Origin of the sequence: Emcibacter sp., assembly GCF_048269205.1 — a bacterium.
Lineage (GTDB): Bacteria > Pseudomonadota > Alphaproteobacteria > Sphingomonadales > Emcibacteraceae > Emcibacter.
Window position 1 is genome coordinate 43,886 of sequence record NZ_JBLXJC010000001.1, and the last position, 19,653, is coordinate 63,538.

Genomic DNA, 19,653 nt, shown 5'->3' on the forward strand with positions numbered 1-19,653 from the left:
CGTAAAGGTACGCTTGTATTTCCCGCTAAGGTCGGGGCAACCGCATGAAGGTGGTAATAATTAACGGCACCGCCAGGGCCTTTAAAAAACGCCGTCTTCATGCAGACATACCTTCGAAGCCGGGGGTATTTTCTCGATATTGAGTTGTGAACCGTTCGTTTAGGACGGCAAGAGAGTTTTGATTTTTTAACGGTCCGGATATGATCCGGAGGCATGTGGGTAAGGAAAGAATGGCGGGATTTGCCGGAGACGTTTCTGTGACGGAAGCCTGGGAGGCGCTGGAGAAAAATCCCGATGCGGTTCTGGTCGATGTCAGGACCGATGCCGAATGGAATTTTGTCGGTATCAGCGATCTGAGCTCTCTGGACAAATCATCAGTCCTGATCAGCTGGCAGATCTATCCGTCCATGCAAATCAACAGTGAATTTGTCGCCATGATGCAGCAACAGGGAATCGGGACAACCGATCCGGTCTATTTTCTGTGTCGCTCCGGTGTGCGTTCCCGGGCGGCGGCGGAGAAAGCGACGGCTGAAGGTTATCAGGCCTGTTACAATATCGCAGGGGGATTCGAGGGGGATCGGGATCAGAATAATCACAGGGGCAGATTGAACGGATGGAAGGCGGCGGGGCTTCCATGGATTCAACAGTAAGGGGAAGAAATGCACAATAACAAGGGGTTAAAGTCGGGTTTTGGTGCTGAAGCTATGGGAAGCAATATGGAATTCCAGTGGTCCCGCGTCCTGGAGCGGCTGAAAGCCGAGTTCGACGAAGGTGTTTATAACAGCTGGTTCAAGCCTTTGGCCCTGGTGAATGTGGACGAGGGATGTGCCGTGATGGCCGCTCCCACGCGCTTCATGCGCAACTGGCTGCAGTCCAACTATGCAGAGCGGATCAGACTTGCCTGGAGCAAGGAAAACCCAGATGTAACCGATATCAGTTTCATTGTCCTTTCCGGCTTCAAGTCCCCGGATCAGGGCAGCCTGCTGGATAATGACGAGCAGGACGAGAATGAAACCAATTCCCCGAAAGTGAAAAAGAGGGCCCCGTCCAGGGCAGCGTCAAAAGCCGCGGCGTCTTCCGATACCCGTGTCGTGCAGAATAATGGCGGCAGTGAATTCGGCGCGCCTCTTGATCCCCGTTTTACCTTTGACTCATTTGTGGTCGGCAAGTCCAACGAGCTCGCCTATGCGGCTGCCAGGCGCGTGGCGGAAAACACCGCGGTGCATTTTAATCCGCTGTTCCTCCATGGTGGCGTGGGGCTCGGCAAGACCCATCTGATGCATGCCATTGCCTGGGCCAACAAGCAGATGTTTCCGGAACGCCGGGTGGTTTACCTGTCTGCGGAACAATTCATGTACCAGTTCATCAGCTCGATCCGTTTCAAGGACACCATGTCCTTCAAGCAGAAGTTCCGCTCTGTGGACCTGCTGATGATTGACGACCTGCAGTTTATCGCCAACAAGGAATCCACCCAGGAAGAGTTTTTCCATACCTTCAATGCCCTGATCGATCATCACCACCAGGTGGTAATCTCCGCCGACCGGTCGCCGACCGACCTGGAAGGTATCGAGGAGCGCATCCGTTCCCGTCTCGGCTGGGGTCTGGTGGCAGATATCCACCCCACCGACTACGAGCTCAGGCTCGGTATTCTGCAGCAGAAGGCCAACACGGTTCCCGATGTGGAAATCAAGACCGAGGTTCTGGAATTTCTCGCCAAGCGCATCACCTCCAACGTGCGTGAACTGGAAGGGGCGCTGAACCGCATGATTGCCCATGCCACCCTGATTGGCCGGCCCATCACCATGGAAATGACCCAGGAGGTCCTGCAGGATCTGCTCCGGGCCAATGACCGGCGGGTGACCATCGATGAAATCCAGCGCCGCGTGGCCGATTATTTCAACATCCGTCTTTCCGATCTTCTGTCTTCCCGCCGGGCGCGGCAGGTGGCCCGTCCCCGCCAGATCGCCATGTATCTGGCCAAGGCGCTCACTTCCAAATCGCTGCCGGAAATTGGCCGGCAGTTCGGCGGCCGGGATCACACCACGGTCATGCATGCGGTCAAGCGCATTGACGAGCTGCGCCAGACCGATAGCGTGCTCGAAGAGGATATCCTGCATCTGGAGCGGATTTTCAGCACCTGACGGAGCAACCTTCGGGTTGTTTTCAGGCGTTTTTCCGTCCTCCCCGCCCGGACCTTGTCCGGGCTGTCCGACTCGGCGAAAAACCTTGCAAAAAGACCTTTGACGGGGGCAGCCTGTGTGCTAGTCTCTGACAGGAAAAGAGTGGCAGGGAAAACAGGGGCGGAAGTCACAATTTGCCGAGGAGTCAAATCCGTTGGAAGCAGACCTGGTTTCGATCGCAAAGGGGAGTAATCCGGCCACACTTTAAATGGTTTGTTTGTCTATATAATGAGAAGCGCGATTAAAAAATGAAGCTGAATATCGAACGCGGTGCCTTACTTAAATCCCTTGGTCATATCCAGAGTGTCGTTGAACGCCGGAACACCATTCCGATCCTGTCAAATGTCTTGCTGGAGGGGGAGCAGGGTCATCTGAATCTTGCCGCCACCGACCTTGATCTTGCCATTTCGGAAACTGTGGCGGGGGAAACAGCCGAGCCGGGCGGTATTACAGCCCCGGCCCATACGCTCTATGACATCATCCGCAAGTTGCCGGAAGGCAGCCAGGTGGAGCTTTATTACGATGTGGATACCCAGCGGCTGTCCATCAGCGCCGGCCGGTCACGCTTCACGCTTTCCTGCCTGCCGCGGGAAGATTTCCCGGTTATGAACGAAGGCGACCTGCCGATCAATTTCCGGCTTGCCAGCGTTGACCTGAAAAAACTGATCGACAAGACACGCTTTGCGGTCTCCACAGAGGAAACCCGCTACTACCTGAACGGCATTTATGTGCATGCCACAACCGATGATGAAGGCGCGCAGGTCCTGCGCGGCGTGGCCACAGACGGACACCGGCTGGCCCGCTTCGACATGGAACAGCCCGAGGGGGCTGTGAACATGCCCGGCATTATCGTGCCCCGCAAGGCGGTGGGCGAACTGCGCAAGCTGATTGACGAATATGAGGGCGATGTGGATGTGGCTCTGTCCGAGACCAAGATCCGTTTCTCCTTTGCCGATATCGTTCTGACCTCCAAGCTGATTGACGGCACTTTCCCCGATTACACCCGGGTGATTCCTGAGGGCAACGACCGGGTCATGGAGATCGACGGCAAACAGTTCGCCGAAGCGGTGGACAGGGTGTCCACCATTTCCACGGACAAGACCCGTTCCGTGAAACTGTCCATCAGCGAAGGAAAGCTGCAACTGTCGGTCAACAGTCCCGAGCACGGCACGGCGACCGAGGAACTGGGATGCAGCTATAGCGCCGAAGATATGGAAATCGGTTTCAACTCCCGTTATCTGCTGGATATTCTCGGCCAGATCAATGGCGATATGGCAGAGGTTCTGCTGGCAGATTCCACAGCGCCGACGGTTCTGCGGGATATGACCGATGAAGGAGCGCTTTACGTCCTGATGCCGATGCGGGTGTGAGCGATCCCGGCAAGGATGAAATATTGCCGGATGACGGAGCTGGATTCGGGCCTGCCGGTTGCGGTTTCGTCGTCGGGTATTCCGGAAATAGTTAGATGCTGAAGCAGGACTCTCCGATACTCCAGGAAGAAATCCGATCCCCCCGGGTGGCGGTGGAAAGGCTGCTTCTGACCGATTTCCGCTCTTACGAGCGTGCGGTGATCGAGCCCGGCGGTCACAATGCGGTGTTCATTGGGCCCAACGGGGCAGGCAAGACAAATCTTCTGGAAGCGGTTTCCTTTCTGGCGCCCGGTCGCGGGTTGCGGCAGTGTAAACTGTCCCAGGTAACAAAGCTCGGTGCCGGTGGCTCCTGGGCTGTGGCCTCAAGGCTGGATACACCGGATGGCCAGATGGAGATCGGTACCGGTCTGGCGCCGCGCAGCAGTGCGGCCTCCTTCACCGGTGGCGCAGAAGAGACGCTGGATCGCCGGATCGTGCGCATCGACGGTGAAACAGTGTCCAGCCCTGCCGTACTTGGCGATTTTGTCCAGCTGATCTGGCTCACGCCGCAGATGGACCGGTTGTTTCTCGAAGCGGCCTCTGGCAGGCGGCGTTTTCTGGACCGGATTGTCGCGGGCTTTCATCCCGCACATACCCGGGAGGTAAATGCCTTTGAAAAGGTCATGCGGGATCGCAACCGCCTGCTTTCCGAGGGGTCTGCCGACGCGTCATGGCTTTCGGCCCTGGAAGCGCGCATGGCGGAGCACGGGGTGGCGATTGCCGCAGCGCGGCTGCAGGCTCTGGATCATCTGGCCGGCGCCATCGAGGTGACCACTTCCAGCTTTCCCCGGGCGCATCTGTCCCTGGACGGCGAACTGGAAAGCGGCCTCAGGGACCGGCCGGCGGTAGAGATGGAAGACAGCTATGCCGAAACCCTGGCCGGGATGCGCGCGCAGGACAGCCGGGCAGGACGGACCCTGTCGGGACCGCACAGGACCGACCTGCTGGTACGGCATGTGGACAAGGATATGCCGGCGGAACTTTGTTCCACCGGAGAACAGAAGGCGTTGTTAATCGGTATTACCCTGGCCAGTGCCCGCCTGACGGCGCTTCACTTCGGGGCCGCGCCGATCCTGTTGCTGGACGAGGTAGCGGCTCACCTTGATGAGGTACGCCGGGCGTCTTTGTTTGATGAATTATGGTCCATCGGTTCCCAGGTCTGGATGACCGGGACCGATCGCAGCCTGTTTGACAGCCTGGGGGACCGGGCGGTCGTATATCGGGTGGACGAGGGCCGGATTGAAAAAGATGAGTAGAAAACAGCGGAAGCGGCAAACGCGCCTCCGTGTAATGGATGAGGGAATATTGGATGTCGGATGAAACGGAATTCAGGGATGCAGCCCAGGGTGCGGAAGAATATGGCGCTGAATCCATCAAGGTTCTGAAAGGCCTGGATGCGGTGCGCAAACGGCCGGGCATGTATATCGGCGATACCGAGGATGGCTCCGGCCTGCATCATATGGTGTTTGAGGTCTCCGATAACGCCATCGATGAATCCCTGGCGGGATATTGCGACAAGGTCCTTGTTACACTCAATGCCAACGGGTCTGTTTCCGTGCGTGATAACGGCCGCGGTATTCCCGTTGACATCCACGAGGAAGAGGGCGTTTCTGCCGCCCAGGTCATCATGACCCAGCTGCACGCCGGCGGCAAGTTCGACCAGAACAGTTACAAGGTGTCAGGCGGCCTGCACGGGGTGGGGGTATCCGTGGTTAACGCCCTTTCCGATTATCTGGAGCTGAAAATCTGGCGTAATGGCAAGGAACATTTCCTGCGTTTTGAGCGCGGTGAAGCCATTGGCGATCTGGAAATTACCGGGGATGCGGAAAAGGGTCAAACCGGTACAGAAGTGACCTTCCTGCCTTCTGTGGAAACCTTCAAGAATATCGAATTTGATTTTGGCCGGCTGGAGCATCGTTTCCGGGAACTGGCGTTCCTCAACAGCGGTGTCCGGGTCGTGATCCGGGATCACCGGCATGCTGACCCGGTCGAGATCGAACTCTTTTATGAAGGCGGTATCACCGAGTTTGTCAAATATCTGGACCGCTCCAAAAATGGCCTGATTGACTTGCCGATCACCATTGGCGGAGAGAAAGACGGCATCACGCTGGAATGTGCCCTGCAGTGGAACGACAGCTATCATGAAAATGTGTTGTGTTTCACCAACAATATTCCCCAGCGGGACGGCGGCACCCATCTGGCCGGTTTCCGGGCGGCTCTGACCCGAACCATAAATGGTTACGCTAACGAAACAGGTATTGCCAAGAAGGAAAAGGTCAACCTCAGCGGCGACGATGCCCGCGAGGGGCTGACCTGTGTCTTGTCGGTGAAAGTTCCGGATCCGAAATTTTCCTCACAAACCAAGGATAAACTGGTGTCTTCCGAGGTGCGTCCGGTGGTCGAAAGCCTGCTCAATGAAAAGCTCGGCCAGTGGTTCGAGGAGCATCCGGCGGACGCCCGCAATATCATCGGCAAGATTGTCGAGGCGGCTGCCGCCCGTGAGGCGGCCCGCAAGGCTCGTGAACTGACCCGGCGCAAAGGAGTGCTGGATATTTCCTCCCTGCCCGGCAAGCTGGCCGATTGTCAGGAACGCGACCCGGCCAAGGCGGAACTGTTTCTGGTGGAGGGTGATTCAGCCGGTGGCTCTGCCAAACAGGGCCGGCACCGGGGTAACCAGGCCATTCTGCCGCTGAAAGGTAAAATTCTTAATGTGGAGCGGGCCAGGTTTGACCGCATGCTGGCCTCTGCCGAGATCGGCACCCTGATTACGGCGCTTGGCACCGGCATTGGCCGGGAAGATTTCAATATCGAGAAGCTGCGCTATCACAAGATCATTATCATGACCGACGCCGATGTGGACGGCGCCCATATCCGGACCCTGCTGTTGACGTTCTTCTATCGGCAGATGCCCGAACTTCTGGAAAAGGGCTATCTTTATATCGCCCAGCCGCCGCTTTACAAGGTCAGTCGCGGCAAGTCTGAAGTCTACCTGAAGGACGATCCGGCGCTGGAGGAATATCTGATCGGCCAGTCCCTGGAAGAAATGACGCTTGTTCTGGGTAGTGGCGAACAGATTGCCGGCAATGATCTGGCGGATCTGGTGGAAAATGTACGCCAAAGCTGCCGGGCACTTGGCCGTGTGCCGCAGAAATACAACCGGGAACTGGTTGAGGAACTGGCTATTGTAGGTGGTCTGAACCCGCAGATTCTGGCCGATGACAAAAGTGCGGAAGAAGCCATTTCCGGGGTTGTCGACCGCATGAATGCCAAGGCCTCTGAAGGAGAGGACAACTGGCAGGGTCGTCTTGACAAGGAAGAAGGCGGCATCGTCTTTGCCAATGAAATCCGGGGCATCAAGGATGTTTACCGGATTGACCGGGCCTTCATCGAGTCCGTTGAAGCCCGTCGTCTGGACGAAGTCACCAGGGCGCGCCGGGATGTTTTTGCCCTTCCCTCCACCATCACCCGCAAGGAAGACCGGCACAATATCTCCCTGCCCAGCGACCTGCTGGGTGTGATCCTGTCTTACGGACGCAAAGGGCTCTCGATCCAGCGCTATAAGGGACTTGGGGAAATGAACCCCGATCAGCTGTGGGAAACCACTCTGGACCCGGAAGCCCGGACCCTTCTGCAGGTGAAAGTGGATCACGGTGATACAGCCGATGAAATTTTCACAAAGCTGATGGGCGATGTGGTGGAACCACGCCGCGAATTCATTCAGGAAAATGCTTTGAATGTAGCCAATCTGGACGTCTGATCCACCGACGTCCGGCATCGGCCTTCTCAGGCGATGGATTGCTGCTGGTTGTTTTTTTCTTCTGTCACAGGAGCCTGGGAAATATCTTCCGGGGACAGGCAGTTCATCAGCATAACGATATTGCCGTGGCCGTCGGACAGCGGCAGCGTCAGCCTCCGCCACAGCCAGGGTTTGCCATTCTGGCTGACATATTCGGCATAGTAAGGCCGGGCCTCAACCTGACAGCACTGGTATATGGCAAGGTGGAACTCATCATCTCCCGATTTCTTTTTCGGATACTTCCGGAGTGCCTCCGACATGGTCATGCCCTGCAGATCGTATTTGGAAAAATGCGCTATGTTTGATCCAAACAGCCGGTACCTGTAGTCCCGTCCGTCATCAAGAGGTTCAAGAAGGCAGATATTCCCGAGGGCAATACCGAGACCGGATGGTCTGATGCCGGCTCTTGAAGGAATATCACCGAGGTTTTCCCTGACGGATGTCCAGTACTGGTAGGCATAGCGGATTTTCTGGCAAGGCAGGGTACCGGGCGCGGGATCCTTTTGGATGTGCGGTTTGGCGAAGCCCTGGCGAACCATATAGTCCTCGAGATACTGGGTATTGTCATTGGCCAGTTCCCGGGCCAGCTGATTGAAATGCACAACCATAGATAAAATTCTCGATTTGTTTCAATAAAATTTAACCATACGCAGCACTAAAGGTTCGGGCTTCCTAGCAGCTTTTATTACAGAATCAAGACAAAAAAAGGCTTGTGGCCATTTGTTTCAATCAAACGACCGTTTTAGAAATATTCTTATGTTCTTATGCAGTGCAGCAAAATAAATTGATGGCTGCCTGTGACGTGAAAAAAACAGAGTGAACCGTGATTCGACACAGCTGAAACCGGTTTTTTATGGTGGGGAAATACAAAGAAATTCCTGTAAATAGCCATAATTCCCGATAGAATGTGCCGGCAAAAGAAGAACAACACAGGTAGATAGGGCCGGATGTCCAGCGAGAGTAATCAGCAACAAAAGGGTAAAGGCAGAAAAAGGGGCGGGAAATCCCGGCGGTCGGAAATCACGGCGAACGGGAGCAAAAAACCCGAGCGCAAAGGGCTGGCGAGACTTTTTTATGGTGTGATGGTGTTTCTCACCTGGGCGGTCATTCTGCTCATTCCGGTCACCCTGTATTATGCCCACGACCTGCCGGATATCTCGGACATTATAGCTTCGCCAGGTCGAAACACTGTGATGATCCTGGACCAGGACGGTGAAATTCTGGCGTCCTATGGAAACGTTTATGGCGACTGGCTGGAGATGAATGAAATTCCGGTGGAATTTGTTCGGGCCCTGGTGGCTACAGAGGACCGCCGCTATTTCGATCATTTCGGTGTGGATGTCAGGGGGCTTGCCCGGGCGGTATGGCGAAATATCACCAGCCGGGACCTGGTGGAAGGCGGCAGTACATTGACCCAGCAGCTGGCCAAGAATTTGTTTTTGTCTTCGGACAAGACAGCCAAGCGCAAGATTCAGGAGCTTTTGCTCTCCTTCTGGCTGGAGATGAATTTCTCCAAAGAAGAAATTCTTACCATATATGTGAACCGGGTTTATTTTGGCTCCGGCGCCTACGGGGTTGATGCGGCGGCACGGACCTATTTCGGGCATGATGCGCGCAACCTGTCGCTGACGGAAGCCGCCATGCTGGCCGGTGTGCTGAAGGGGCCGGCCATTTATTCTCCCCTCCGGGATCTCCAGCGGTCCTATCAAAGGACCGAAGAAGTGCTGGACAATATGGTCGATGCCTCCTTTATCCAGCCCCCGGAAGCAGCCAGGGCGAAAAAAGCCAGTGTCGAGATCGAGAGCGAGACCGCCGGCGGTGACATCAGGTATTTCACCGACTGGATTTTCGAGCAACTTCCCGGCCTTGTCGGGCAGCCTGCTGAACCGGTCATTGTCTATACCACTCTCCGGCCGGACCTCCAGATGAAGGCGGCCGGTGCGGTTCAGCAGATTATGGATCGGGAGGGCGTCACCCGGAATGCCAGCCAGGCCGCCCTGATCTCCATGGATACGGATGGGGCGGTGCGGGCCATGATCGGCGGACGCGACTATTCCCTGAGTCAGTTCAATCGCGCCAGCCAGGCCAGACGCCAGCCCGGTTCCGCTTTCAAGCTCTTTGTATATCTGGCAGCGCTGGAGAAAGGGATGACACCGGAGACCCTTATGCGGGACACGCCGGTGATCCTCGACGGCTGGGAGCCGCAGAACTATACCGGGAAGTATCTGGGTGAGGTCACCCTGGAGACAGCCTTTGCCAAATCTATCAATACGGTGGCCGTGAAGCTTGCGGAAAAGACCAATCGGCGCACGGTGGCGGCCATGGCAAGGCGTCTGGGCATCACCACACCGATCGTGGAAGAGCCGAGCATGTCGCTCGGCACTTCCGAAATATCGTTGCTGGAATTGACGGCCGCCTATTCGGCTGTGTTTAACGGCGGTTACAGGGTTATGCCCTATGGCATCGTGGAAATTCAGAACAGCGCCGGGCAGATCCTCTACAGGCATATGCCCGGTCCGCCGCAGCAGGTTCTTTATCCCGAAGTCGCCGCCACCATGAAGGAGATGTTGACCAAGGTGGTTTCCGAGGGCACGGCCTCGGCAGCGCAAATGGATTTCCCGGTTGCCGGCAAGACCGGAACCACCCAGAGTTACAAGGATGCCCTGTTTATCGGCGCTGGTCTGGACATGGTCAACGGGGTATGGGTCGGCAACGATGATGCCTCCGCCATGAAGGGGGTTACCGGCGGCGGGACGCCGGCGCGGATCTGGAAAAACTTCATGCTCCGGGTGTCCCTGGACAGAAATGATGCTACTCTGGTGACGCCCAATGTGAGTCCGCGATCCAAACCGGACATGAAATAAAATAAAAACACACACAAAGGGAAGAGTTGCATAAGACAGGGATGTTATGATTTTGCGGCCCGAGGAATTGCGGGCCGGATAGCTGCAACGTCGTGAAAAGCAGATTCGAGAAACACAGGACAAATGGAATGTCGCCCCTAACCATATCAGCAAATGAAATAGATAACTATCTGGGTCATGAAATCGGAACATCCGACTGGCTGGAGATATCCCAGGACCGTATCAATGGGTTTGCCGAGGCAACGGGCGACTTTCAGTGGATACATGTGGATGTGGAGCGGGCCAAAAAGGAAATGCCCGGCGGTAAAACCATCGCCCACGGTTATCTGGTCCTTTCCCTGGTGCCGCAGCTTTTCGACAGCCTTATCAGCATTACAGGCCTTCGCTACGGTCTAAACTATGGCCTCAACAAGGTGCGATTCACATCCCCGGTGCCTGTGGAATCACGGGTCCGGGCAACCATGAAGCTGCTGGAAACAGATCATCGCCGGGACAATACCATTCTGGCGACTTTTTCCGTGGTGATGAACCGTGACGGGCAGGAACGCCCGGTCATGCTTGCCGAAATGCTTGTTCTTCTGGCGCCGGCAGACTAGGGACGATAACAAACCTGCAGCGCCATCAGATGGGGGCCGTGCTGACGGAGCCAGCGGCGGGATGTCTGGCTGTGGTCGACCAGTTTGTCCACTTCGCGCCAGAAAGCCGGACTGTGATTCATTTCCTTCAGATGCGCCACCTCATGGGCAACCACATAGTCGAAGACATTTTCCGGTGTCATGATCAGGCGCCATGAAAAAGACAGGGTACCGCTGGAAGAGCAACTGCCCCAGCGGCTTTTGGGATCGCCGATCCTCAGTTTGCGGCAGGATACGCCCGACCGGGCGGCCATTTCGCCGACGGCCTGTTCCAGCCTTTCCCGGGCCTGTTTTTTAAGCCAGTTGAGCAAACGCACGTCGAAGCCGCCGGCAGGGCCGCCGACAATGACCTGTCCTTCTTCGCGTCTTACCCGTCCCGAAGCGTCCGGTTGATGAATAATCAGATGATCATGGCCGAGAAAGGAAAGATAGCTTCCCGGAGAAAGTATATTCTGGTCACTGAAAGAGTTTTTCTGTCGGTTCAGCCAGTCTGTATGGCGCCGTGCGAACTCAAACCCTGATTTTTTTGAAGTTCTTGGCGGCAGGGTGACAATGGCTGCGCCTTTGGCAGCGTCATAACGCAGTTTCAGACGTTTAGCGCGAGGATGGGGTTTGAAAATGACCGGCAGCAGAATGCCGTCATCGAGAGCAAGAATCTTTTTTCCGTCTTTCATTTTTGCCCTTCAGTTCCTCCCACTCGACAATATGATCTTCATAGTCCAGAACGTCCCGTTCGCTGACCACCCTGCCCCGGACCGATATACCGGCTTTATGTACGCTTTCTGGATCACCTGAAATGAGCGGGTGCCAAGGATAAAGGTCTTTGCCTTCGGCCACCAGCCGATAGGCGCAGGTTGCTGGCAGCCATTTGAATTCCGGTATCATGTCCGGTGTCAGTGTAATACATTGCGGTACGACGACCTGGCGGACAGGATAGTGCTTGCAGCGACAGGTTTCCAGATCAAGTACCCTGCAGGCGACATCAGTATAGGCAATCTCTTCGGATTCGTCATCCTGTAGTTTATGCAGGCAGCACATGCCGCAACCGTCACACAGGCTTTCCCATTCCTCCTGGCTCATCAGCTCCAGCGACGTGGTTTTCCAGAAAGGTGCTTTTGAGGTGCGGTGCGCCATGTCAGTCCTGCGGGATCAGTTTTACAAGCTTTGCCGCCATTTCTTCCGGCGTGGTGCCATAGCTGAAGTGGCTGAGGTATTCACCTTTGGAGTCCATCAGGTAAATAATAGACGTATGATCCACCAGGTAATCTGATGCGGCAGTACTTTCTGTCTTTTCGGCATAGACCCGAAAGGTCTTTTTCACGGCATCGATCTGCTCCACACTGCCGGTTAGTCCGGTGAGGTTTTCGTGAAACAGGGCAACATACTGTCTCATCACGTCAACAGTATCCCGTTCCGGGTCTACCGTGACAAAAAGCGGATTGATTTTGGCCAGAGTTTCAGAGGGGATCATGTCCAGCGCTGTCGACATGGCCTGAAGTTCGGTCGGACAGACATCAGGGCAGAAAGTATAGCCGAAGTAGACCAGCATGTAGGAACCGGCAAAGTCCTTTTCCGTGATCGTCTTTCCCGTATGATCCACAAGGGTGAAAGGCCCGCCGATCAACGCTTTTGTGCTGGACGTGGCAGTTGCGACCTCTTCCTTCCGGTCCCCCATTACGGAAATCAGCCAGACGGCTGTAACGGCCACAATGGCAATGGCAACCAATATTGCAAGCGGCTGGAACAGGCGATTACCGGATGTACCGGTTTTGTCTTTTCTGGACATGGTGATTTTTCTTTTATCTTCAAATTTACTACACAACCCACTATATAATGGGCAAAGATCGTTAATATATAGTTTTGAAAGAGGAATTATGAAAGGCTGGAATTTGTAATGAGGTCAGAATGGAACAAATCGGCGCTTGTGGCGGGAATGTCGCTTCTGATGTCACTACTGTTTGTGATGCCCCAGCCCGCAGCGGCTTACTCGGACGCTTATAATTTCCTCAAGGCGGTCAGGGAGCAAAACTATCACGAGGTGAAGATGCTGGTCGAGAAAGGTGTCAATGTGAACACCCGTGACTATGATGACGGTTCAACGCCCCTTCTTATTGCGGTGTCAAACAAAGACACAGCTCTTGTCAGTTATTTGCTGAACAGCGGCGCCAATCCGGACCTGGACATGAAGGAATCCGGGGAAACTCCCCTGATGATCGCCGCCCGCCAGCGGGATGAGACTTCGGCCGCCCTGCTGCTCGAACATGGCGCCGATACAGACATCGGTGACAGGAACGGGGAGACCGCTTTGATGAAAGCGGTCCGCTCAAATGCCCTGACCGTTATCGAAGTCATACTGGAAAGCAATGCAGATACGACTCTGGAGGATTATTCCGGACGAACAGCCTTGCAACACGCCAGGGATCTGCGGCGTAGAAATATTGTCAGGATGCTGGAAGAGGCCGGTGCCGACTACTGACCGTTCTGTTGCAGTTTGTCGATATAATGGCCCTGGAACATGTGAAGCCCCATATCCTGTCCGAAACGCACGGCCTGCCGGCTGTCACAATGACAAAGAATGATTCTCATGCGACCGTGGCTTTTCAATGTTTCGATAAGGGCGCGCTTGTCCCGGTCCTGCATCAGGCGTGGATAGGACTTGTGCCAGTAAATTTTCAGAAAGTCCACATTCAGTAGGCGCCGGTCGAGAATACCTATGGACTGCAGGTCCATGGCATCAATGGAAATTTTCCAGGCGTGTCCGGACAGCTTTTTTTGTGCCTCGTAATAGGCGGTGACATCCGAGAGAACGTCGAAAAGCTTCATTTCCAGGATCAGTGGCTGCACTGAGATTTCTTTATAGTCTTCCACGAAACGATCAAACTCTGCCGACAATACGGTGTCTACATTGGTATTGATGCTGCGGACAATGGAAGGGTCGCCATATCCGGAAGTCAGGAGCGCCATAAGTTTTGAATCGAAAGTGCGGGTAAGCCTCTGGAACAGCCATTTGTCGGCAAGCAGATCGTAGCCCGGAAGGATTTTCTTGCTGATTTCATCGACGGACACAAACAGCTCGGTAAAGACAGTCTGAGGTTCGGACTCACTGACCACAACACAGGCATCCTGGGTGGAGATCATGTGGGACATGTCAATGTTCCGGAGGCTCCGTTCCAGCTTGTCCAGTTCCACTGGCCCCATGGGAGGAATTTCCGCCTCTTTGAAGATTTGCTCATATTTGGGGCGCGTGACTGGTTTGGCGGGTGCCGGGGGTGGTGCGACCGGCACGTCCTCTTCCTCTTTACGGGTCAGGTTTTTCACCATCTGCTGCAGGGTGTTCAGCGGCGAGGCGAGAGAGTTTTTGTTTTCTTCGTCCGGTTTGTTGCGCAGATTGTCCACCAGGCTGAGGAAGGTGTCTAAATCCTTTCCCAGATCATACCAGTCGCACAGTTCGGTGTCCCGTCCCGCATCCAGATATTCCTTCAGAACCGGACTGCTTTTCACTGCCCGGCGGGCGTCAAGAATAGCGCGATCCAGAACGTGAGAGGGGGTGTTTCGGCACAGAAAAAACAAGTCGAAGTTGTCATTCCAGTACAGATGGCCCTCATATTGCTGGACCAGAGGATTGAAGGCGGTGGCAATTTGCCGACGGTGTGTCGGCTGTTTGTGCATGCGGTCCAGCAGAGAGAAATGAAGATGAATAGCCCGGTAGCCCTTGGGATGTCTTCTCAGGGACCTGGTCTGATCATACAGCTCCTCGACTTGCGAAGGAGTGGCGGAACTCTCCGCATATACGTTACTCTTTTCGGACAACATGTATTCGGGCTACCTGCGCTGGTTTATTGTCGGACAAAGAATAGTCCGGATTTGTTAAAATTTCGTTTGACCTACATGCGATGAAGCCACCAGGCCTGCTCGTTGATTGAGTAAAGCGGTTTATAGTGAAGAATGGTCTTTTCCTGGACCACATACTGGATCTGGTTGTCCAGCACCCAGGTTTTTTCCTTATCATACACGACAAGAACTGCATGGGCTACTTCCAGGTTGGTATCCTGGACCACCACGATGCGCATGTTTTCCGCCGGAACGCCCAGTTCCTTTAGACTGTAATATTTGGCAATGGCATAGTCTTCACAGTCACCGTCCTTGGTGAAAAACTGGCGCATGGTTGCCCAATAGTCCTTCACCCCCCAATTGATAATATCGGTGATATAGGGCGCCCGGTTCATGTGCCGGTTGACTCGGTCCAGCTGCTGGGAAAGATCCTTGTTTTTCAGGCCGGCAATCAGATCCTGCCATTCGTCGATAGGGCAGATGAATTTGATGGTGACCCGGCAGGGGCCACTGCGGGTGCGACCTGGCTCTGTCTCTGCCTGGTGCCGTTCAATCATATTGTTCCATTTTTTGAAGGCGCTGAGTTGCCTGCTCATGATTTCCCGGGAACCGAACAGTCCGTCTTCACGGGCATGGAGGGGCGCGGAGAAAGGAGAGGCAAGCAAAAGGGCAGACAAGAAGAAAAATGTGATAAAAAACTTTTGCCGGCACATGGTCGGACTGTTCCTGTTATGGTAAATACTTTATATATTAATGGCTTGCATACTGTCATATTGATAGAGGATAATCGACAGCGATCTGGCCCTCAAGTCAGGTTTTACCAGTTTATGGTTACCAAATCTTAAAGAGCGGAAAAATGGCAGAAAATTCATTCTGGAAAGTCAGAAGCGCCGGCATTGCGGTATCCCTGCTGGTTATGGCGGCAGCAGTGGCGGCCATGGTTTTTGCGTTCAGGTTTGCAGAGGCCGAAAGGGAACGGGACCAGTTGATCTGGCAGAATCAAATGTCGGTTATTCTGGCCGGCCGGCAGGCGGCTATAGAGGAGTGGCTGTCCGAACAGACGTCATCGCTCGAGAAGCTTGCCGAAAATGCCGCGCTCAGGATCTATCTGGCTGGCGTGTCGGACATGCCCGAGGACCGGAGCAGCCGGACCGATGACCAGTTGGCCCGTATGGAATATCTGGGCAACCAGCTCAAGGCTCATGCCTTGCGCAACGGATTTGTACCGCCGCGGATTGAAGACAGCCGGGCCATCGGCGCCAGTCTCGAGACGGCACGGGTTGCCGGTCTGGCATTGACCAACGCCCAGGGCCAGGTCCTGGTTTCGACCTCCGACATGCCGTCTGTCACCCGGGCCGTGGCTGCCTATATGGAAGCCGGTGCTGGCACTAAGCCACTGATTTACGGTCCCTATCCCGCTGAAAACGGGGAGCCGGTAATCGCCTTGGTCGCTCCGGTTTACGGTGTGCAGGAAGACGAGAACACCACAGCGATCGGCTTTGCCGTGGGTATAAAACTGCTGGATCAGGGCTTTTATAAGAAACTCAGCCAGCCAGGCGATATGTCGCGGACAGCAAAGACATATCTGGTGCGGCAGCGGTCGGGTGTGGTGGAATATCTGTCGCCTATTACAATGAAATCCGGCGACGTCAATGCGCCTATGACATTTCTGCTGGATGAAAAGACGCCGTCTCTTGCAGCGGCCTTTGTTCTGGAACATCCGGGTCTTTTCGCCAGGCGGATCAACTATGAGGGCGACCGGGTTCTGGTCACCGGGCGAAAGATCGCCGGGACGGACTGGAGCCTGGTGCGCACCGTGGACTCCTCCGAGGTTCTCGGTCAGGTGGAAGCCCGGCGGCGCAATATTCTCTGGATGTCCGGCCTGATCATTGTGGCGGTGACCATCCTGCTGTTGCTGATCTGGCGTCACGGCGTTTCGGTCAGGGTCAGCCAGGCGGCGGAACGGCAGCGGGTGCTGACCGGCAAATACGAGAAACTCAGTCATTTCATGGAAGTGGTCACCGACAGTCAGCCCACCTCCATTACGGCGGTGGACGAGGAAGGTCACTATACCTTTGCCAATCACCAGGCGGAAAAGGAACTGGGCATGGACCGTAGCGACATTATCGGTCATCCCCTGAAGAAGGTGCTCGACCCGGCTGCCGCGCGAGAGGCCACCGGGCACTGTCAGGAAGTTCTGGATGAGGACCGGGCAGTTTCCACCATTGTCACCCGCGATGAGGGCCGGGTGACAATGAAGGCGGACTATCTGCCGCTGAAGGTGGGGACGGAAAAAGGGGTCTTGATGGTGATGGAGGACCTGACACAGCTGGTCAGGGAACGCGAGAGGCGGGAACTTGCGCTCAAAAACCTGGTCCGGACCCTGACCACCATTATCGACAGCCGTGATCCGCACAGCGCCAATCATTCGGCCCGCGTGGCCGAAGTGGCCGGCACAATCGCCCGCGAAATGGGGTGTGACGATGTAACGGTGGAGACGGTTGAGATCGCCGGTGCGCTCATGAACCTGGGCAAGATTCTGGTACCCCGAGAGGTGCTCACCCGCCCCGGCGGGTTGTCGTCCGAGGAACTTTTGACCATACGTGAAAGCCTCCAGAAAAGTGCAGATATGCTGGAGGGAGTGGAGTTTGAAGGGCCGGTGGTGGAAACCCTGCGCCAGATCCGGGCCCACTGGAACGGATCGGGGAGCCCCGAAGGGCTGTCCGGTGAAGACATTCTGCTCACCGCCCGGATTGTGGCGGTGGCCAACGCCTTCGTCGCCATGGTCAGTTCCCGCGCCCACCGGCCGGGGCTTGATATGGAAGAATCAGCACTTGTGCTGATGAATGACGCGGAAAAGATTTATGACCGACGTCCTGTCTCCAGTCTGCTGAACTATCTCGAGAATCGCGGTGGTATTGAAAAATGGCGAAGCTTTGGGGCTTTTGAAGAGCTGCCGGAGGATCAGGCCTAGTCGCCGGACAGCGATTCTTCGACCATATTCTGGAGCTGGCCGAGCAGTTTCTGTCCGGCATGGCCCCCGGATCCCCCGATATCGTCGTTGATGATCAGATCCATGGCCTTGATATGGGCATTGATCACCTTGAAGCAGGCCTCTTTCGGCTGATCCAGTTTTTGCAGATAGGAACAGAGGTTCCCTCCGACATCGGTCATCAGATGATAGCCGAAGCTGCTGCCCATGCCCTTGACGTTGTGAGACAGGTCATAGATCTGTTCGAGCACAGCGGCGCTAAAGCTTTTTTGCCCGTCTTCATACAGTTCGATCAGGTTGAACATGTCCCTGATCTGGCTGCGGGTCCAGTCCAGATAGGTATTTGACAGGCTGTTGATGGCTTCCTGGGCCTGTGAGACCGGATCAAGGGGAGAACTCATGCAATACCCTTCCCTGTACAAAACCCGGGAGGCACATGACTGAAGGCAGAAACACGGTACAATACTTGCGACATCTAGAGCAACTCCTCGTCCATATGCTATGGCTGAAAGAGTTAACAAAGGATTAATATTCTGTGCTGCCCGAAGGGGGATTTGGGGCGCTCCCGAAATGAAAAAAGCGTCCTGTCATAAAGACAGGACGCTCCAGTAAAAGTACTTATCAGGGCTTAAGTACTCAGGGTATCTTTTCAGGAAAAGTTACTCGGGATGCCGGGCTTCCCAGTCTTTGACGACCTTACTGCGGTTGCTTAGAATGCCGCTCACCACATAGATACACAACCAGCCGACAAATACGGTGATGATCATGAATGTTGCCGGCAATGTCAGGTCGGGACCTGTGAGCAAAATGGAGATCAGCAGAACCAATGCCAACAATGCGCTACCGGCGAACGTAAGGATATTCGTCATTATTTTTCCTTTTCCTATACTGAGTCTTATACCAGCCCTGTGAATCTCTTCACATTGACATAGGTCAAATTAATCGAAGTTGGAAAAATTTCAAGAAACTTCTGCACTGGCGAACAGAAACCTCCGGCACAGCGGCCGGAGGATATGGTCATAATTCTTCGCGATAGAAGATATGCTTGCCCACCTTGAGCGTCGGGCGCAACTGGCTTGCCCAGTGCGGATTGACATAGGTGGCGTGATAGTGAGTGGAGCGGCCGGTAATATCGCTGTAGGCGTTTGTCAAAACACGTTCGGCGATCTGGAGGGCCACTTTCCAGGAAGTCATTTCATAGGGTTTGTCGGACCGTCCGTCGCAGGCGAAGGAAAACTGGCACAGGTTGCGCATGTGTTCGTTCTGGAACACCACGCCGCAGATGCTGTCCGGATAGCGGCGATCCTCGACCCGGTTCATGATCACATAGGCGACAGCCACCTGCCCTTCATAGGGCTCGCTGCGGGCCTCGAAATAGATGCCCTGGGCCAGGCAGCGGAATTCCTTGGGGGAGATATTGACCTTGGTCGCCTGGTCATAGAGATCACGGGGCGCCTGCCGGGATGTCGCCTTGGCAATGCTTAAGGATGAGTCCTGCACGACCGCTGGCGTGATCGAGGCCTCACTTTCAGATTGTGTCGCAAGAAATACACTTGTAACGGACAGCATAATGCTGACCGGCACCAGAAGACTTGCAATAACTCCAAACTTTTTCATAACAGCTCTCCATCCGTAAAACCGGAACTGGGAGGCCTTTTAACAAACGCACGACAACTGCCGTACAGGTTAACACCTGAACGAAACCCACTTCTTAAAGCGCCTTGCAACTATGTGTCGTGATTATTTTTGTTAGGCCGTTTCCTCAAAATTCCGGTTCAAGCCATGTCCGGAATTCGTTTGCTGCAATTTCATTTCCAAGTTAGTACTCTACTCAACATCGCGATGCAGCGTCGCCTGAGTCGAGCGGAATTTAGAAAAATTTTAACTAATTGTCAACTTTTCGGCAAGAAATAATTAATGATTCGGTAATTTTTAGCCATTCTGGA

General features: G+C 54.8%; 18 protein-coding genes. 9 read left to right on the forward strand and 9 right to left on the reverse strand.

Annotated elements, in window-relative coordinates; genetic code table 11:
* The first annotated feature begins 215 nt into the window (after positions 1-215).
* From ACN0YD_RS00230 to gyrB, 5 genes are all read left to right on the forward strand, one after another.
* Positions 216-650, forward strand: coding sequence for a rhodanese-like domain-containing protein (locus ACN0YD_RS00230; protein WP_417316624.1), 435 nt, complete (start codon positions 216-218; stop codon positions 648-650).
* Between the two features lie 9 nt (positions 651-659).
* Positions 660-2,141, forward strand: a complete 1,482-nt coding sequence (gene dnaA / locus ACN0YD_RS00235; RefSeq protein WP_417316625.1) for a chromosomal replication initiator protein DnaA — start codon at positions 660-662, stop codon at positions 2,139-2,141.
* Between the two features lie 287 nt (positions 2,142-2,428).
* The gene (dnaN, locus tag ACN0YD_RS00240; protein WP_417316626.1) at positions 2,429-3,550 is read left to right on the forward strand and encodes a DNA polymerase III subunit beta; all 1,122 of its coding nucleotides are present in this window, start codon (positions 2,429-2,431) and stop codon (positions 3,548-3,550) included.
* 95 nt (positions 3,551-3,645) lie between these two features.
* Complete coding sequence (gene recF, locus ACN0YD_RS00245; RefSeq protein ID WP_417316627.1) at positions 3,646-4,845, forward strand: DNA replication/repair protein RecF; 1,200 nt, start codon at positions 3,646-3,648, stop codon at positions 4,843-4,845.
* A gap of 53 nt (positions 4,846-4,898) precedes the next feature.
* Positions 4,899-7,346 carry a DNA topoisomerase (ATP-hydrolyzing) subunit B gene (gyrB, locus tag ACN0YD_RS00250; RefSeq protein ID WP_417316628.1) on the forward strand — a complete coding sequence of 816 codons (2,448 nt, stop codon included), beginning with the start codon at positions 4,899-4,901 and terminating at the stop codon, positions 7,344-7,346.
* A 26-nt stretch (positions 7,347-7,372) separates the two neighbouring features.
* Here the strand turns inward: gyrB and ACN0YD_RS00255 are convergent, their stop codons facing one another.
* Positions 7,373-7,993: a PAS domain-containing protein gene (locus tag ACN0YD_RS00255; protein ID WP_417316629.1), complete on the reverse strand. Its 621-nt coding sequence runs from the start codon at positions 7,991-7,993 to the stop codon at positions 7,373-7,375.
* Positions 7,994-8,332: 339 nt separating this feature from the next.
* On the opposite strand from ACN0YD_RS00255, the gene ACN0YD_RS00260 reads away from it, so the two are divergent.
* Both ACN0YD_RS00260 and ACN0YD_RS00265 read left to right on the forward strand, forming a co-directional pair.
* Positions 8,333-10,249: a transglycosylase domain-containing protein gene (locus tag ACN0YD_RS00260; protein ID WP_417316630.1), complete on the forward strand. Its 1,917-nt coding sequence runs from the start codon at positions 8,333-8,335 to the stop codon at positions 10,247-10,249.
* 128 nt (positions 10,250-10,377) lie between these two features.
* Positions 10,378-10,845 (forward strand): MaoC family dehydratase, encoded by a 468-nt coding sequence (locus tag ACN0YD_RS00265; protein WP_417316631.1) that lies wholly within the window; start codon positions 10,378-10,380, stop codon positions 10,843-10,845.
* On the opposite strand, the gene ACN0YD_RS00270 is transcribed toward ACN0YD_RS00265, so the two are convergent.
* From ACN0YD_RS00270 to ACN0YD_RS00280, 3 genes are read right to left on the reverse strand one after another with little or no spacing between them, the layout of a single operon-like run.
* A complete protein-coding gene (locus ACN0YD_RS00270; protein ID WP_417316632.1) occupies positions 10,842-11,558 on the reverse strand; it encodes a M48 family metallopeptidase in 717 nt (238 codons plus the stop codon). The genes ACN0YD_RS00265 and ACN0YD_RS00270 overlap by 4 nt on opposite strands.
* Positions 11,524-12,018, reverse strand: a complete 495-nt coding sequence (locus ACN0YD_RS00275; RefSeq protein ID WP_417316633.1) for a YcgN family cysteine cluster protein — start codon at positions 12,016-12,018, stop codon at positions 11,524-11,526. The genes ACN0YD_RS00270 and ACN0YD_RS00275 overlap by 35 nt, the downstream gene beginning before the upstream one ends.
* Position 12,019: 1 nt before the next feature.
* On the reverse strand, positions 12,020-12,670 hold the full coding sequence (locus tag ACN0YD_RS00280; protein ID WP_417316634.1) for an SCO family protein: 651 nt from the start codon (positions 12,668-12,670) through the stop codon (positions 12,020-12,022).
* A gap of 108 nt (positions 12,671-12,778) precedes the next feature.
* Here ACN0YD_RS00280 and ACN0YD_RS00285 point away from each other — a divergent pair, with 108 nt between their 5' ends.
* Positions 12,779-13,360, forward strand: a complete 582-nt coding sequence (locus ACN0YD_RS00285; protein WP_417316635.1) for an ankyrin repeat domain-containing protein — start codon at positions 12,779-12,781, stop codon at positions 13,358-13,360.
* Here ACN0YD_RS00285 and ACN0YD_RS00290 read toward each other — a convergent pair.
* On the reverse strand, positions 13,354-14,697 hold the full coding sequence (locus tag ACN0YD_RS00290; RefSeq protein WP_417316636.1) for a hypothetical protein: 1,344 nt from the start codon (positions 14,695-14,697) through the stop codon (positions 13,354-13,356). The genes ACN0YD_RS00285 and ACN0YD_RS00290 overlap by 7 nt on opposite strands.
* 71 nt (positions 14,698-14,768) lie before the next feature.
* The gene (locus ACN0YD_RS00295; RefSeq protein WP_417316637.1) at positions 14,769-15,311 is read right to left on the reverse strand and encodes a transglutaminase-like cysteine peptidase; all 543 of its coding nucleotides are present in this window, start codon (positions 15,309-15,311) and stop codon (positions 14,769-14,771) included.
* Positions 15,312-15,571: 260 nt separating this feature from the next.
* Here ACN0YD_RS00295 and ACN0YD_RS00300 point away from each other — a divergent pair, with 260 nt between their 5' ends.
* Positions 15,572-17,689: an HD domain-containing phosphohydrolase gene (locus ACN0YD_RS00300; protein ID WP_417316638.1), complete on the forward strand. Its 2,118-nt coding sequence runs from the start codon at positions 15,572-15,574 to the stop codon at positions 17,687-17,689.
* Here the strand turns inward: ACN0YD_RS00300 and ACN0YD_RS00305 are convergent.
* From ACN0YD_RS00305 to ACN0YD_RS00315, 3 genes are all read right to left on the reverse strand, one after another.
* Complete coding sequence (locus ACN0YD_RS00305) at positions 17,686-18,108, reverse strand: hypothetical protein (RefSeq protein WP_417316639.1); 423 nt, start codon at positions 18,106-18,108, stop codon at positions 17,686-17,688. The genes ACN0YD_RS00300 and ACN0YD_RS00305 overlap by 4 nt on opposite strands.
* A 258-nt stretch (positions 18,109-18,366) precedes the next feature.
* Positions 18,367-18,576, reverse strand: coding sequence for a hypothetical protein (locus ACN0YD_RS00310; protein ID WP_417316640.1), 210 nt, complete (start codon positions 18,574-18,576; stop codon positions 18,367-18,369).
* 148 nt (positions 18,577-18,724) lie between these two features.
* The gene (locus ACN0YD_RS00315) at positions 18,725-19,324 is read right to left on the reverse strand and encodes a cell wall hydrolase (RefSeq protein WP_417316641.1); all 600 of its coding nucleotides are present in this window, start codon (positions 19,322-19,324) and stop codon (positions 18,725-18,727) included.
* Between the last annotated feature and the right edge of the window lie 329 nt (positions 19,325-19,653).